Consider the following 14,419-nt stretch of genomic DNA (forward strand, 5'->3'; position numbering starts at 1 on the left):
GGCAATCACTGACGTTGCGAGGCCGTCGCGGGCTCGCCGTTCTTCCCGGCGTCCGAGAAGAGGAGGGTCGGTTCGGCGAGGATGTCGCGATCGGCTTCGCTTTTGTAGATGGCGTCGACGCTGCCGAAGCGGGCGTTCGCGTAGTCGAGGTCGAGGCGGGCTGCGGCGTCGCGGACGGAGGGTTCGTCGGGGCCTTCGATCTCCAGGAAGGTGGGGAGGTCGGGCCAGGTGTCGAAGTCGAAGGCGACGTCGCCGAGCTGCCATTCCTCGCGGAAGTTTTCCTGGTAACGGACTTCGTGCAGGCCGAGGTTGGTGAGGATCTCGGCCATGGCGTGGAGGTCGCCGACCTCGGTCTCGATTTCGGTGGTGCCGTGGATGGACGTGGCGTCGGTGACCTGCTTGAGGGTGAGGGTCGTGCGGGTGCCTTCGTGGCGGAGGCGTACCCATTGGGAGCCGTCGAGGACGTCGCTCTCGAAGATCTTCCTGGTGAGCAGGGTACGGGGGAACGCCTGTACCGCGCCGAGGGCCGCGAGCTTGGCTTGGAGTCCGGCGACGTCGACGGCGAGGAACTTCGCTTCGTACTCGTGCTTCATGATCGCTTCATGCCCTTTCAGAGGTCACGGGAGAGGTGCGGGTCGCCAGGAGCAGGCCCATGCGATGGGTGTGCAGGTGGGGCTGACCGATGTGCGGACGTTCGACGTACTGGCCTGATCTCAGAGTCAGTTGGATGTTCCATCCGTCGGAGAAGAGCGGGCTGAGCTTCTCGGGGGACGTGTAGTGCTCGGTGAGATGGTGCCGGGCCGTGACGGGCATCATGAACTCGGCGCCGAACAGACCGTGGACGCGCACCAGGCCCTGCATGCGGGTGATGAAGTCGGCCAGGGGCCGGTGGTGGTTGGCACTGTAATGCCAGGAACAGCTCGTCCAAACGGCGTCGTACTGCGCGTCGGCGGGCAGACCGGCGTCGAGGAAGTCCCCTTCCACGATGTCCACGCGATCGGCCAGTCCTTCCTGCTGAATCCGCCCGGTCAGGCCCGGGGCGTGGGCCTCGGTGCCGTCGGGCAGGCTGACGAGACCACCCCGAAGAGCGACCGGATCTCGTTCGATCGCAGTAACACGGTGGCCGGCTGCCGCCAGCGGCAGGACCAGCCTGCCGTCGCTCGCTCCGATCACCAGCACGGTGGCGTCAGAGCCAGCGTGTTCCGACAGGGCCGCGCGGAACTGGGGGAAGAAGGTGAGGGTGTGCTCCCACCGGCTCAGGGTCTGCACCGCTGGCTCCTTGGGCAGTGACGTCGAGGATGGCGTGGACGACCTGTTCGGGCGTGCGGCCCGTGGTGTTCACGCGGTGCATCGGGAAGGGGGCGTAGGCGTGGGTGATCTGCTCGGCGACCTCTTCGGCGAGGCCGTCCCAGCGTGAGGTCGGCTTGTGGCGGGCGGCGAGTCTGCGTCGGCGTTCGGTCTCATCGCACACGAGGCTGTACGTGACGGGCTCCGGCAGGTTCGGCGGAAGGGTGATGCCGAGGCGGGAGCCGAAGGCGCGGTGGTTGGCCAGGCAGCGGGCGAAGTAGCTGTCCACGACGACCGGAGTGCCGGCGGACAGGTGCCGGCGGATGTCGTCGGTGGCGGTGAAGAGGGCGGAGAGGTAGAAGGCCATGCGGGCTTCAACGTTGTCCCGAGCGTCGATCTCCCGGCGCAGCGACAGGTAGAGCGCGGGCACGGTGGGGACCAAGACCGCCCTGCGGGCTGCGGCGAGCAGCGGTGCGACGGTGGACTTCCCGGTGCCGCGTAATCCTTCGAGGCTCTCGAAGAGCGGCTGGTCAGGCACGGGCGTAGACCACGCCGGGCACGGCGAGGGCGAGTTCGTCGGTGGCGGAGGGGCGGTGGACGACGTGCCCGGCTTCCTTGTCGTACCAGAAGGCATGCGCATCCTTGCCGACCGCCTTGCACGACATCGTGAGGGCGCCGCGCGGGTCGGCCTCGATCCGGGGGATGGCGGCGGTGCCGCTGAGCGGTTCGCAGACCTCGGGTGCGCCGTCTTCCGACAGGTCCTCGTCCACGATGACCTCGATGGTGAGGTCGTCGGCGGTGCGGAGCTGATCGCGCAGGCGGCCGTACGCGGCGGTGCCGCTGATGAGGAGTTCGGGGTGATGGGCGGCGTTGCCGACCGGACGCAGGTGGTGGAGCTTCAACTGCCGGGCGCCGTAGTCCTGGAGGGTGCGGGCGAGCGGCAGCACCTCGTCGATGTTGCGGGCGTTGACGGTCATGGTGGCGCCGGTGGGGATGCCGAGGTCGCGGGCGTGGGCCAGGGCGGACAGGGCTCCCTGGTAGCTGCCGAACTTGCGGATGGCGTCGTTGGTGGCGCCGTTGCCCTCCAGCGAGATCCGCAACAGATCCAGGTGCGGGGCGATCTCGGTGAGGCGGCGCTCGATGCGGTAGCCGTTGGTGCAGATCTCCACGTGCAGGCCCAGTTCCTGCTTGGCGTAACGGACGACCTCGGGCAGGTCCTTGTAGACGAACGGCTCGCCGCCGAGCAGGTTGACGGCCTCGGTGCCGTACTCCTTGTGCATCAGCCGCATCAGCGTGATGGCCTCTTCGAGCGTGAACGCGTCGGCGTGCTGGAGGCGTTCGCCGTGGAAGCAGTGCTGGCAGGCGAAATTGCAGCGGTAGAGCAGTTGCAGGTAGAGCATCCGGATCGTCTTGATGCCGGTGATCTCCGTGATCATGGTGACCTCCCTGGGCGTGGTGCCTGGGTTGAGGCCCTGATCGTGGCCGGGCTGCACGGGACCGCGTCACCGCGTAAAGGGACGCGCCCAGGACGTCCTGGGACGTTTTCAGGCCCGCGCGATGTCCTCCAGGAGGCGAAGGACGCGGTCGGTGTCCGCCAGGTCGGGCAGGACGACGGGGGCGCCGGCGGCTTCGAGTGCGGTGGGGCTGTCGACACCGGTGGCCACGGCGATGATGTGCGCACCCGAGGCCAGGGCGGACTCGACGTCCCGGGGCGTGTCGCCCACCAGCACGACGGGGGAGCCGGCGGGGAGGCCGCGGTCGCGCTGAACGCGGCGACGGGCGACGTCCACCATGTGTGGACGCTCCTCGGCGTCGGCGCCGTACGCCCCGACCGGCAGGTCCAGGAGCGCGTCCAGGCCGAAGGCCGAGAGCTTCACGCGGGCGTTGGCGGCGATGTTGCCGGTCAGTACCGAGGAGACCCAACCAGGTTGTGCGGCAGCGGCTTTGAGTACGTCCTGCACTCCTGGCAGCGCTGTTCCCCGGGCTTGGAGCGCTCCAAGCCGTTCCGCTCCCGCGCGGATCAGCGCGGCTTCGAAGTCCGGCCACGCGGGCTCGGCCACACCGTTCCGGCCGAACATGTCCCGCATGATCAGGCGGTCCGTACGCCCCTCGGTGACGGCCGCCTCAACTGGACGGCTTCCCGTCACGGCCTCGTACGCGGCGGCGTAAATCTCCTTGCTCACACCGGCGTTGTCGATGAGCGTGTGGTCGATGTCCCACAGGACGATGAGCGCCATACGGCCAGCGTAGGTGCCACGCGGGAACGGCCGATTCCGCCGACGTCCAACCAATCGGGCTTGCTCACCTGCCGCACCCTGCACTTGTATGGCTTCTGTGAACGAGCGACTTCACTCCGTACTCGCCCAGCGTGGTGTCACGCCCGAGTTGCTCGCCGAAGCGTGCGAAGTGGACCCAAGACCGTCGGCCGATGGCTCGGCGGACGCATCCCCCACCCCCGGCACCGCCACCGCGTCGCCCAGCACCTCCGCGTGGAGGAGACCTTCCTCTGGCCCGCCCCGCAGATCCTGAGTAGGCCAGCAGTCGGTGCCCAGGACACGGAGCTACTCCGCACGTACCCGAACCGGGCCAGCGTCCCGCGCGAGACGTGGCTTGGTCTGCTCCAACAGGCCCAGGAACAGATCGACGTGCTCGTCTTCTCCGGCACGTTCTTCGCCCAGAGCAACCCGCACGTCGCCCGCATGCTCGCCGCTCGCGCCGCCGACGGCGTCCGCGTACGGCTGTGCTTCGGCGACCCGAGCGGCCAAGCCGTCTCCATCCGGGGCCACGAAGAAGGCATCGGCGACACCCTTGCCGCCAAAATCCGCGCCTCCCTCACCTACTACCGCTCGCTGTTAACGGTGGCCGGATGCGAGGTGCGGCTGCACGACACCACGCTCTACACCTCGCTCTTCCGCTACGACGACACCCTGCTGGCCAACCCGCACATCTACGGCCAGCCCGCCAGCGCCAACCCCGTCCTCCACCTCAAGTGGGCAGAGACCAACGGCTGGTTCGACACGTACGCTCACAGCTTCGACGCCGTCTGGGCCGGCGCCCGCCCCTGGACGCCCGACCAGGAAGGGAGTCCCGCGCATGGGCAGGACTGAGTACTACAACGACCCGAACGCCCCCAAGGCCAACACCCTCATCCCCGCCAGCAACCTCCTGGTCGTCGACGACTCCGGCGCGATCCTCCTCCAACGCCGCCGCGACACCGGCCAATGGGCCCTGCCCGGCGGAGCCCAGGACATCGGCGAAACCGCCGCCCAGTGCGCGATCCGCGAATGCCTCGAAGAGACCGGCATCATCGCCGAAATCACCGGCTTCCTCGGCGTCTACACCAACCCCAAGCACATCGTCGCCTACACCGACGGCGAGATCCGCCAGCAATACGAGAACACCTACATCGGCCGCCCCGTCGGCGGCGAACCGACCATCAACGACGAGGCCGACGGCGTCCGTTGGGTCCAGCCCGACGATATGGACGCGTACGACATCCACGCCAGCATGCGCCAGCAGATCGGCGACTACCTCGCCGGCACCTACCCCTACCTCGCCTGAGCCGCGGAGAGCGCCACCTCGATCCGTGCCACGGCCGCGTAGATCTCCGGCTCCGCACGCCGAATGAACCGCCCCACGATGCTGTCGGCTCCGTACCGTCCGACGATCTCCGCGACCCGCTCCCGCGCGGTCGTCGGCTCTCCGTCAGGCGTCGTCGTCATGTCGCAGTACACCAGCGCATCCACCAGCAACTGGTCCTCCAACAGCGGAAACTCCGCCTCCAACACCCCCCGCAGCCCTCGCTCCTCCGCCTCCAACAACGCGAACGAATGGTTCGCGACCAAGCGCGTCACCCGCTCATCAACCCCATGCTCATCCCGCAGAAACCGCGCCCCGTCCAACGGATGAAACCCGGTGACCACCAGCCGAGGTGCGTACCCGACGTCATGCAGCACCGCCGCCGAATTGATGAGCGCTGCGCGGTCGCCGACGATCTCGGCTAGCGTCCCAGCGCGTGCTGCAACGCCCTGAGAGTGTGCCCAACGCCTCGGCAGCGGGCCTGCAAGCTCGTGCTGAGCAATTAGCTGTTCCCTGGTCAAGCGAGCCTCCAGCCGTAGCTCTGAACTCATACTGCATCGGGGCACGGCACGACCCCAGGCAATGCAGTCTGCCTGGGGTCTGCTGCAGCGTTGGGTGACAGATTGGGTCACGCGGCCTGAAGGGCCGGTGTGGTCATGACGGTCTCGTATTCGACGGGTGTGAGCCGACCGAGGGCGGCTTGTCCAGGTCACGATCGCGATCCGCAGTTCTTCGCGGGTGGCCCAGGTGCGTCGGTCGAGGACGTTCTTCTGCAGGAGGCTGAAGAAGGACTCCATGGCGGCGTTGTCCCCGGCTGCCCCAACCCTCCCAATCGATCCGGCCATGCGATGCCGATCCAGTGCTCGGACGTATTTCCTGGAACGGAACTGGGATCCTCGGTCGCTGCGGACAACACATCCGGCGACGTTTTCACGTCGGGCCACCGCGTTGTCCAGGGCGGCGACGGCCAGGCGGGACTTCATCCGTGAGTCGATGGAGTAGCCCACGATCCTCTTGCTGAAGACGTCCTTGACCGCACAGAGATAAAGCTTTCCTTCTCCCGTGGCGTGTTCGGTGATGTCGGTGAGCCAGAGCCGGTTCGGCGCACTTGCGGTGAAGTCGCGGCGGACGAGGTCGTCGTGAACGGGCGGTCCGGCCTTCTTGCCCTTGCCCCGCTTCTTGCCGAACACGCTCCACCAGCGGTTGTCCCGGCAGATCCGCCACGCGGTCCGGTCCGCCATGCCGGCTCCCACGGAACGGGCTTCGTCGGCCAGGAAGCGGTAGCCGAACTCCGGGTCCTCGCGATAGGCATCGAACAGCGCGTTCGCGCGAGCGGCCGTCATGAACTCGGCACCGGTGACCGGTTGGTCAAGCCATCGGTAGTAGGGCGCTCTGGCGAGCTTCAGGACCCGGCACGTGACCGTGACGGGAACACCGTCTCCGGCCAGCTCCTTCACGAGCGGGTAGATCCTTTTCCCGGCAGATGCGCCTGGGAAAGGTAGGCCGCGGCCCGGCGCAGGACCTCGTTCTCCTGCTCCAGCAGCTTGATACGCCGACGTGCCTCCCGCAGTTCCGCGCTCTCCTGGCTGGACGTTCCGGTTTTTGTCCCCTCGTCGACGTCCGCACGGCGCATCCACTTGAACAGCGTCATCGGATGGACGCCGAAGTCGGTGGCCACCTGCTCGACCGTCACACCCGGACCGCGGTTCCTCGCGACCCGCACGACGTCCTGGCGGAACTCTTCGGAATAAGGCTTGGGCACAGCGACATCCTTCCCACCTGCCCTACAGGACAAGCCAGTTCAGATGTCACCCGATCGTGCAGCAGCCCCCCCCCCCGCCGAACGGGCCAGCCTGTGACCGCGATGCCGGGCCCGCCGTGGGCGGCGTGACGCAGTCGGTTGCGCGGCGCAGCCAGGGTTCAGGACTGCTGGTCGTCGGACTCGCTACCGGGGCGCCGGTCCAGCGCGCGGATCAGGATCTCGGCTCGGATCAGGCGAACGTTGCCTGATGCGGCACTAGCAGTGGGGCAGACCACCAGGCGACATCCAGAACCTCTGGTCACCATCCACGTACGGCCCGTAGGTCCAGCCGGGGCCCCCGGAAGAGGTATATACATCGAGGTAGGTGCCGTTCACCATGATCCCCGAGGTGCGGTACCAGACGTCGCCGGTGGTGCCGACGGTGCCGCCGGACACCCAGCAGTCCACGTAAGCTTGCTGCCCCGGCGCGAGGATGAGGCCGTCGATCTTTTTGGAGTCCGCCCGGGGGGAGCTGTAGACCCCCGCGTGGTACTGGGTGATCAGCGTGGCCATCTGCGGGTTGGAGTCGTGAACGTTCGGATTCGGATCCGCAGACGCCTGCGAGGACGCGCCGAGGATCGATGCCCCAGCCAACACAAGCGCGCCGAGAGCCTTGATCACACGAGCCATTGAGTGTTTCTCCCAGTCCTCATAGTTGTCAGTATCCGGCGATGGGTGATGCATCCCGCTCGGATGCCGTGCGGGGCCGTGGCCCGGCCACCAGGCGGCCCGACCGACTGTCACCCTGCTAATCGAGGCTAAGAGCTTCCGTCCTGGATCCGTCCTAGATCCGTCCTTGCGCACTCGTCTGGCGAGGCTGGTGCTGGCGGGCTGCCAGCCGAGGTCCGATAGCGCGAACGGGAAGGTGCCCGCGCGGAGCGCGGGTGTCGCCCGCTCCATCAGCAGCGGGTCGGCGCTGGGGGCGCTGGCGAAGCTCGCGGTGAAGCCGGACGGGCCGATCTCCGGCTACGACCGGATCGCCGACTTCGGCGCGGCGTGGACCGACGGCCAAGGCGCGTCCGACTGCCAAGGCGCGTCCGGCGGCCACAACGGCTGCGAGACGAGGGACGACATCCTGCGGCGTGATCTCACCGAGGTGAAGCTCGAGGGCAGGTGCGAGGTCGAGTCCGGTGTCCTGAAGGACCCCTGCACCGGCCGGACGATCCGCTTCACCCGGGGCCGGAAGACGAGTCCGGCGGTGCGGATCGACCCTATGGTGGCGCTCGGCAATGCCTGGCAGACCGGCGCGAAGGCGCTGTCGAAGCCGGTGCGCGAGCAGTTGGCCAACGATCCGCTGAACCTGACCGCCGCGGACGGCCCGGCGAACGACGACAAGGGCGACGACGACGCCAGCGGTTGGCTGCCGCAGGCAGCGGCCGGATTCCGGTGCGAGTACGTGGCACGGCAGGTCGCGGTGAAGACGAAGTACAAGCTGTGGATCACCTCGGCGGAGAAGATCGCGATGAGCAGGATCCTGGGCGGCTGCCGCGGCCGGGTGCTGCCCACCGAGTCCAGCCACGAGGTCGCGCTGAAGTCCTGACCTGCAAGCCCCGGGGCTTCGGTCGACCGGGTCGAGCGCTATGACCCGCCGAAGTCACCGGCCGTCGTCGTGGAACGCGGGCGCGGCGGTTCGGCGCGGCGCCGGTGCCACGTCCGGTTGACGGATCAGGAGCAGGCATCGCTGCGGCGCCGGGGCGGGCTGGCGCCGACCCCCACGGAAAATTCAGTCTGGTGACCGGGGTGCTCATAGATTCTGCCGCGGCCCCCTCGCCCAGGACGAACCCTCGTGTGCCCTTTTGGAAGGGACGACAGACTTCCTGCGCGGGCCGGTCGTAGATCCCCACCGACGCCCCGAGCCGCATCTCTTCGCCGTCGAAACCCACGTCGGCGGCGGTCACAATGACGTCGGTGGCGTCGCCGCAGGTGAGCAGGCGCTGAGGTCGGCCCGGGTCGCGGCGTGGACGACCGCGACCCGCTCGCCCGGCAGCCAGCCGCGGGCCAGGGCGTCGCAGACCGCTTCGTCGGCAGCCGCGAACGCGGCCCGCACGTAGCGGGTGTGGCCCACGTCGGGATCTCCTCCCTCGGGTACGCGCGCGAACCAGCATGGGTCGGGGAACCGTCCGCTGAGACTGGGATGCAGGCGGGCGCTGGAATGGTGGTGCGCAGGGGTGGGCCGGCCGGTCAGCGGCCGGGGCGGTCCAGGGTGGCGCGGTGCCCGCGGGCGACGGTCACGCCATGGCGGCCGTCTGCGCCGTGCGTGTCGCTGCTGCTCCCGTAGCCGCCGTGCTCGCCGCCGTCATCGGGTGGGCAGCAGGTCACGGTGTTCGTGACGGTGGCGTGCTGGTGGTGTGCCGTGAGGGTGGTCTCGTACGGCAAGGGCAGGTCCACGGGCGTGCCGTCGATCTCGGTGATTTCGGAGCGGGTGAGCGTGCAGGCGTCGTTGCCCAGGTGGACCTGTTCACCGATCGTCACCTGGTCGCCCACTGTGTAGCCGGGGCGGGCGACGCCCCAAGGCTGCGGTGTCGGTGACGCGGTGTCGGGGCCGGTGAGGGTGAGCTGGGCGTCGAGGCCGTCGGGTTGGGTGCCCTCGGGGTAGAGGTGCCCGTCGACGTCCCACTCCTTGTCGACGGTCAGGTCGGCTTCGCCGTCGTCCTCCGCGGGCCGGTTGTAGACGGTGCAGGTGATCGCGTCCTGGCGGGGAGCGTCGACGGTGAAGCCGGGGCCGGCCGCGGACGCGGTGTTCTCCACCGGTACGCGCCGGCCGGTGTCGAGGTCGGTGCACACCGCGTTCTGGCCGCCCTGGGTGACCAGCTGGTATCCGGGGTGCTGGACCTCGTCCACCGTGACGTCAGCAGAGGGGTTGGCGCCGTAGCCGGGGGTGAAGGTGACCGTGCCGGTGCCGTCGGCGGTGGTGGTCCGGGAGTCGGGCAGACCGGTGACTCCCGGTGTGGTGGTGGAGGCAGCGAAGGTCCACCCCGGGCCGGCCGGAACCGAGCCGGTCACGTCTTCGCCGGTGGTGTCGGCCGGTGTGATCTGCTTGACCACGTTGATCGTGCCGGTGCACTTGTCCACTGCCAGGTCGTGCAGTTGGCGGCCGGCCTGGCCGAAGTCAGCGGTCTGGAAGTAGTCCGCGGCCACGGTGTTGGACCCGTCGAACGCGGTCGGTCCGGAGATCGCCCGCAGGTTCAGCCCGGACACCCCCGCGACGCCGCTGCCCACACCCAGCGCGATCACCCGGGTGTCCTTCGCCTTCACGGAGTTGGCGGAGAAGACGCCGTTCTCCACGTCAATGAAGTGGGTGTTCGACCCGTCGCCCCGGCGTTCGCCGAAACGGGTCGGGTTGCCGTCGGTCAGTACCACGGTCGCGTCGTAGTGCTCCGGTGCCTGCGCCACCGCCCACAGCGCCTGGTCCCAGTTCGTGCCCTTGCCCAGCGTCCAGTCGGCGTACAGGTCCTTGAAGGAGTCCGCTCCGGCCTGCGTGGACACCGAACGCAGCTGCGGATAGTTCACGCCCACGCTGGTGGACGGCGACGCCTCGTCGAAGGAGAACAGCGCCATCCGCGAGGGCGTGCCGGTCAGCGCGTCGGTGAAGGCGTCCGTCGCGGCCTTCAGCGCCGGCAGTTGGCTGCCGACCGACGCCGACAGGTCGAGCACGACCGCGACGTCCAGACCGCACGACGGCGGCAGCGGCGGATTGTCCCGCGAGGACTGCCATACCCCGCCCGACCGTGTGGGCAGCCCGTTGTTCGAGCTGTACATGAACTCGCGCGTCGACCGGTAGGTGTTCCCCGCTTGCAGCGGCGGGGTCTGGAACCGGTAGGGCGAGGCCACCGACCCCGAGCCGCTGCCCGGTCCGGTGCGCAGCACCGGGTTGGTGTACCACCCGGTCGGTGCCGCTGTCTGGCGCACCGTCATCACCGCGGCGTGGTTCGCCTGGCCCGCGGCGGTGTCCGGGACGACGAAGCTGCAGTCCCCCTCGGCGTCGGACGTGCACCGGGCCCACGCCTGTCCGATTGGATCGGTCGCGTCCGGACTCGCGTACAGCGCGAGGCCCACTCCTGCCAGCGGCGCCGCCTCGTCCTCAGAGACCCGGTCTCCCCCGGTCCGCACCGTCACCACGCTGCTGTCCGAACCAGGTGCCGGCACAAAACGCGCGGCCTGTGGGCTCGTTGCCGCGGCAGTCACCGGAGCGGCGGCCAGTACCAGCGCGCTCAACGCGATCCAACACAACCTCTGCCTCATCGGCCTCTCCTCGACGACCAGCCACCGCCCACTGCGGCAAACCGGGATCAAAGGCACCCTAGGCACGCCGTCGGCGACCTCCGCCCGGACGCGCCCAGCACACGGGGCACACCAGCCACACGGGTCACACCGGCGACGGCGGCTACCAACTACGCCGGGGGATCCGACCAGCACCGAAGCCCGACTGTCCGCGATCCTGGAGGGCGCCGTGCGCCGGCCGCGATCCGCGCCTCTTGGACCGCCGCCGCGCCGGCAGGTGACGGCGCGGCCGCGGCGGTCGTCGATGTGGACCTGGCGGCCGTGGACATCGCTGCGACCGTCCACATCCACCGCGAGCACCTCCGCCACCGGCACCTGCTCGCCGCGGCCCGCCGCGGCCCGCCGCGGCCCGCCGCGACCCCGCCGCGGCCCGCCGCGACCCCGCCGCGGCTCCGCCGCGGCTCCGGCGCGCTCTGGTGCGGAAAATGAGCCGCGTTGCTCGATATGGCCATGTTTCGAGCTATTGTGCTCACGAATGGGACTGGCTAGCCTGCGCTGCGCAGTGATCGGGCCGTCTCAGCGGGGCCCCGCCCGGCCCTGGGATCGGATACTGAAGGCCATGTCCGTTCGACAGCCGCACCATCCAATGCAGCGACTCGACGCTGCTCACCAGGAGGAGCACCATGGCTGAACAAGGGATGCCTCGAAGGCGTTTGCTCGCCGTCGGCGGAGCGGTCGGCGTGTCGGGTGCGCTTTTGACGAGTGGTCAGTCGGCTGCTCGTGGCGAGTCGCGCGCGACCGGGCAGCCGGGGAACGGTGCGACCGGAGCTCCGGCGCCCACGCGGTTCGAGGACACCGTCGACAGCGTCAGACTCATTGTGTCGGCCGCGGCGAAGGCCCCGGGCTACACCGTGGTCGTCACCAAGTCGCCCTTCCAGATCACCACACTGCGCGATCGCAAGGTGGTGTTGCAGACCGATGCGGGCTCGTCCGCGTCGTCGGGGTCCGGCCCCGCGGTCTTCCGCACGGCACAGGGAGCGTGGGCGACCGCCACGTCCGTTACGAGCGCGCGGTGGAGCGACGGTGTGCTCGTACTGACGCTGGCGACCACCGTACCCGGCAGCACCGTGACCTACCGGATCACTCCGGCCGCTGACCGGTACCGGATGACCTGGTCGGTCCAGGGACAGGTCGCCGCGACCAAGGTGGCCAGCCATTATCTGGTCGAGTCGGCCGGTCACTGGTACGGGCAGGGCGAGGCGGTGACCGCGACCGGTGCGCCGTACATCGACCAGCCGTGGCCGTTGGACTCCGGCAAGGTCCGGGACAAGACGATGGCGCCCGCGGAGTATCTGGTCACCGAGCCGTTCTGGTTCACCCAGCGGGGCACCGGCTTGTGGGTCAACACCGAAGACGTCATGGATGTGTCCATCAACGACGCGCAGCAGGGGGTCTTCGGCTACACGCTCACCCAGAGTTCCACGATGGACGCCACCGTCTTCGTGGAACGCAACGCCAGAGACGTCTATGAGAACTACATCGGCATCACCGGCACGCCCGCCAAGAGCGACGCGTCGAGCGCGCAGTACGCCAAGCCGTTGTGGAACTCGTGGGCGCAGTTCTACTCCGCCGTCTCACAGGACTCGCTGCTGGGCTGGGCCAGGAGTCTGCACGACGCGGGAGTGCCGGGGCACACGGTCCAGATGGACGACGGCTGGATGAGCCATTACGGCGACTTCACCTTCAACAGCAAATTCCCGGCGCCGAAGGCGATGTCCGACGAGATCCACGCGATGGGATACGACTTCGGGATCTGGGTCACGCTGTGGATCAACACCGACGCCGACAACTTCTCCTATGCCGCCGACCACGGCTACCTCCTGAAATCGAGGACCGACCCGGCCGAACCGGGCCTGGTCAAGTGGTGGAACGGCACCGCCGGCATCGTCGACATCGCCAATCCCGAGGCCCGCGCCTGGTATGTCGGGAACCTTCAGAGCCTGCGGCAGGACTACGGCGTCGACGGGTTCAAATTCGACACCCGCTTCTACGACGAGACCTGTGCGCCGTATCCCGGTCACACCGCGCTCGACTACCTCAAGCTCGGCGCGGAACTGTGCGACCAGTTCGACCTGCAAGGCGCCGGCGTACGGATCCACTGGACCGGCTCGCAGCGGTACGGCTTCGTCACCCGGCAGATCGACAAGGGAACAAGCTGGGTCTCGCTGCGCGCGGCGGTGGCGCAGAACCTCTCGATCAGTACCGTCGGCTACCCCTTCGTCGAGACGGACATGATCGGCGGTTCCCTCAGCAAGGCCCCGCCTGCCAAGCAGGTGCTCGTGCGGTGGGCGCAGGCGGCGTCGCTGATGCCGCTGATGTACTCCTCCACCTCGCCGCTCGGAGTGTCCAACGCCTACGGCAGCCAGAAGTACGATCAGGAGACGGTCGACCTCTACGTCGCCGCGGTCCAGGCGCACGAACGCCTCGCGCCGTACATCGAGTCGCAGGCCGAGCGGGCGGTGCGCACCGGGGAACCGATCATGAAGCCGCTGTTCTTCAACTACCCGCAGGATGAGGCGGCCTACACGATCGCCGACCAGTGGCTGCTCGGCGACTCGCTGATGGCCGCGCCCGTCCTCACCGATCAGACGCGGCGCGACATCCATGTTCCGCCGGGCCAGTGGTACGACGTCCTGCACCGGAGGACGATCCACGGACCCGCCGAGCTGACGGGCTACGCCGCCGACCTGAGCCGGACCCCGGTGTTCGTCCTGCTGGGCACGCACGACACCGACGCCCTGATGCATGCCGTCTCCCGCTGACGCGTCTCCGCGGGGGGCGCGCATCGGCGCAGTGTGGATGAGGGCCGTGCCGATTCACCACTGGGTTTTCGCGTGCAGTTGGCCGTCGGCGTGTGTGAGCGGGTGGCCCGGTGCCGCGCCACGGCAATGAGGCCGGCCCGGAGTCGCGGGTGGGGACTTGGGCGACTCCGGGCCGGCTCGTGCGCGGGGGAGGGGGTCAGCCCTTGGCGCCCTTGGGGATTGCCTTCAGGGTGGAGAGGTCGCTGCGCAGGACGTCCTTGCAGTAGGAGACGTTGCCGGTGTTGTCGACGTACTTCGCCGAGACCCAGTTCGAGTTGTCGCGCAGCAGGTACCAGACGTCGTTGCCCGCGATGTTCTGGGCGCGGACCTTGCAGCGCAGGCCGACCTGCTGGTGGTAGCGCAGCGAGCCCTTGACGGACGAGTCCGTGCTCGGGAACTGGCGCTGGACCACGCCGTCACCGGCGACGACCGTGCCGTACGGGCGGGCCGGGGTGGCGGTCGGGGCGGCGGCCTGGGCGGCCGTCGCGCCGAGCAGCGTGGTGCCGAGTACGACGGCGGTGGTCAGCGCGCTGGCGCCGGTGATGATGCGGCCTCGGAGGGAAGGAAGAGCAGCGAATGTCGCCAAGGGACTTCTCCTGTTCCTGATGTGCAATGACACGCATGGGCACCGCTGAAAATACGCCGGACAATCTCCAACAACTAGGATAAA

Annotated in this window: 14 protein-coding genes and 2 pseudogenes; 5 read left to right on the plus strand and 11 right to left on the minus strand. The window is 68.8% G+C overall.

All coding sequences use genetic code 11. From position 1 onward, the window contains the following. Window positions 1-5 precede the first annotated feature (5 nt). The 5 genes from ACIQCJ_RS03430 to ACIQCJ_RS03450 all read right to left on the minus strand — a co-directional run bounded on the left by ACIQCJ_RS03430 (window position 6) and on the right by ACIQCJ_RS03450 (window position 3,524). Entirely contained in the window at window positions 6-593 is a 588-nt protein-coding gene (locus tag ACIQCJ_RS03430) for a class IV adenylate cyclase (protein ID WP_402710569.1), read from the minus strand. Between the two features lie 7 nt (window positions 594-600). Further along, a complete protein-coding gene (locus ACIQCJ_RS03435; RefSeq protein WP_402710570.1) occupies window positions 601-1,269 on the minus strand; it encodes a class I SAM-dependent methyltransferase in 669 nt (222 codons plus the stop codon). After that, window positions 1,187-1,825 (minus strand): AAA family ATPase, encoded by a 639-nt coding sequence (locus ACIQCJ_RS03440; protein ID WP_402710571.1) that lies wholly within the window; start codon window positions 1,823-1,825, stop codon window positions 1,187-1,189. The genes ACIQCJ_RS03435 and ACIQCJ_RS03440 overlap by 83 nt, the downstream gene beginning before the upstream one ends. Next, the gene (locus ACIQCJ_RS03445) at window positions 1,818-2,723 is read right to left on the minus strand and encodes a radical SAM protein (RefSeq protein ID WP_402710572.1); all 906 of its coding nucleotides are present in this window, start codon (window positions 2,721-2,723) and stop codon (window positions 1,818-1,820) included. Before ACIQCJ_RS03445 ends, ACIQCJ_RS03440 begins: the two co-directional genes overlap by 8 nt. Window positions 2,724-2,831: 108 nt before the next feature. Further along, window positions 2,832-3,524 carry an HAD family hydrolase gene (locus tag ACIQCJ_RS03450; RefSeq protein WP_402710573.1) on the minus strand — a complete coding sequence of 231 codons (693 nt, stop codon included), beginning with the start codon at window positions 3,522-3,524 and terminating at the stop codon, window positions 2,832-2,834. A gap of 97 nt (window positions 3,525-3,621) precedes the next feature. Between ACIQCJ_RS03450 and ACIQCJ_RS03455 the strand changes: the two are divergent. Together ACIQCJ_RS03455 and ACIQCJ_RS03460 are read left to right on the plus strand one after the other, a co-directional pair. Beyond that, window positions 3,622-4,394, plus strand: a pseudogene (locus ACIQCJ_RS03455) (XRE family transcriptional regulator). Continuing rightward, entirely contained in the window at window positions 4,381-4,848 is a 468-nt protein-coding gene (locus ACIQCJ_RS03460; RefSeq protein WP_402710574.1) for an NUDIX hydrolase, read from the plus strand. The pseudogene ACIQCJ_RS03455 and the gene ACIQCJ_RS03460 overlap by 14 nt, the downstream one beginning before the upstream one ends. Here ACIQCJ_RS03460 and ACIQCJ_RS03465 read toward each other — a convergent pair. The 3 genes and pseudogenes from ACIQCJ_RS03465 to ACIQCJ_RS03475 form a co-directional block, all read right to left on the minus strand. Next, window positions 4,836-5,417, minus strand: coding sequence for an HD domain-containing protein (locus ACIQCJ_RS03465; protein WP_402710575.1), 582 nt, complete (start codon window positions 5,415-5,417; stop codon window positions 4,836-4,838). The two genes, ACIQCJ_RS03460 and ACIQCJ_RS03465, sit on opposite strands and share 13 nt — an antisense overlap. Before the next feature lie 77 nt (window positions 5,418-5,494). Beyond that, window positions 5,495-6,628: pseudogene (locus ACIQCJ_RS03470) on the minus strand (IS3 family transposase). 255 nt (window positions 6,629-6,883) lie between these two features. Next, window positions 6,884-7,297, minus strand: a complete 414-nt coding sequence (locus ACIQCJ_RS03475; RefSeq protein WP_402710576.1) for a hypothetical protein — start codon at window positions 7,295-7,297, stop codon at window positions 6,884-6,886. Between the two features lie 235 nt (window positions 7,298-7,532). On the opposite strand from ACIQCJ_RS03475, the gene ACIQCJ_RS03480 reads away from it, so the two are divergent. After that, window positions 7,533-8,207 carry an HNH endonuclease family protein gene (locus ACIQCJ_RS03480; RefSeq protein ID WP_402710577.1) on the plus strand — a complete coding sequence of 225 codons (675 nt, stop codon included), beginning with the start codon at window positions 7,533-7,535 and terminating at the stop codon, window positions 8,205-8,207. Window positions 8,208-8,561: 354 nt separating this feature from the next. On the opposite strand, the gene ACIQCJ_RS03485 is transcribed toward ACIQCJ_RS03480, so the two are convergent. Together ACIQCJ_RS03485 and ACIQCJ_RS03490 are read right to left on the minus strand one after the other, a co-directional pair. Continuing rightward, on the minus strand, window positions 8,562-8,732 hold the full coding sequence (locus ACIQCJ_RS03485; protein WP_401716778.1) for a hypothetical protein: 171 nt from the start codon (window positions 8,730-8,732) through the stop codon (window positions 8,562-8,564). 116 nt (window positions 8,733-8,848) lie between these two features. After that, on the minus strand, window positions 8,849-10,777 hold the full coding sequence (locus ACIQCJ_RS03490; protein WP_402710578.1) for a vWA domain-containing protein: 1,929 nt from the start codon (window positions 10,775-10,777) through the stop codon (window positions 8,849-8,851). Window positions 10,778-11,209: 432 nt separating this feature from the next. On the opposite strand from ACIQCJ_RS03490, the gene ACIQCJ_RS03495 reads away from it, so the two are divergent. Both ACIQCJ_RS03495 and ACIQCJ_RS03500 read left to right on the plus strand, forming a co-directional pair. Continuing rightward, complete coding sequence (locus ACIQCJ_RS03495) at window positions 11,210-11,377, plus strand: hypothetical protein (protein ID WP_402710579.1); 168 nt, start codon at window positions 11,210-11,212, stop codon at window positions 11,375-11,377. Between the two features lie 389 nt (window positions 11,378-11,766). Beyond that, window positions 11,767-13,710, plus strand: coding sequence for a glycoside hydrolase family 31 protein (locus ACIQCJ_RS03500; RefSeq protein ID WP_402710580.1), 1,944 nt, complete (start codon window positions 11,767-11,769; stop codon window positions 13,708-13,710). Between the two features lie 196 nt (window positions 13,711-13,906). On the opposite strand, the gene ACIQCJ_RS03505 is transcribed toward ACIQCJ_RS03500, so the two are convergent. Continuing rightward, window positions 13,907-14,335: an SH3 domain-containing protein gene (locus ACIQCJ_RS03505; protein WP_355336303.1), complete on the minus strand. Its 429-nt coding sequence runs from the start codon at window positions 14,333-14,335 to the stop codon at window positions 13,907-13,909. Window positions 14,336-14,419: the final 84 nt, after the last annotated feature.

This window comes from Streptomyces sp. NPDC093221, assembly GCF_044753885.1.
Lineage (GTDB): Bacteria > Actinomycetota > Actinomycetes > Streptomycetales > Streptomycetaceae > Actinacidiphila.

Bases quoted from the DNA above. Each gene is read 5' to 3' on its own strand.
- ACIQCJ_RS03430 (WP_402710569.1), bottom strand. From the start codon at position 593: ATGAAGCACGAGTACGAAGCGAAGTTCCTCGCCGTCGACGTCGCCGGA.
- ACIQCJ_RS03445 (WP_402710572.1), bottom strand. From the start codon at position 2,723: ATGATCACGGAGATCACCGGCATCAAGACGATCCGGATGCTCTACCTG.
- ACIQCJ_RS03450 (WP_402710573.1), bottom strand. From the start codon at position 3,524: ATGGCGCTCATCGTCCTGTGGGACATCGACCACACGCTCATCGACAAC.
- ACIQCJ_RS03460 (WP_402710574.1), top strand. From the start codon at position 4,381: ATGGGCAGGACTGAGTACTACAACGACCCGAACGCCCCCAAGGCCAAC.
- ACIQCJ_RS03465 (WP_402710575.1), bottom strand. From the start codon at position 5,417: ATGAGTTCAGAGCTACGGCTGGAGGCTCGCTTGACCAGGGAACAGCTA.
- ACIQCJ_RS03475 (WP_402710576.1), bottom strand. From the start codon at position 7,297: ATGGCTCGTGTGATCAAGGCTCTCGGCGCGCTTGTGTTGGCTGGGGCA.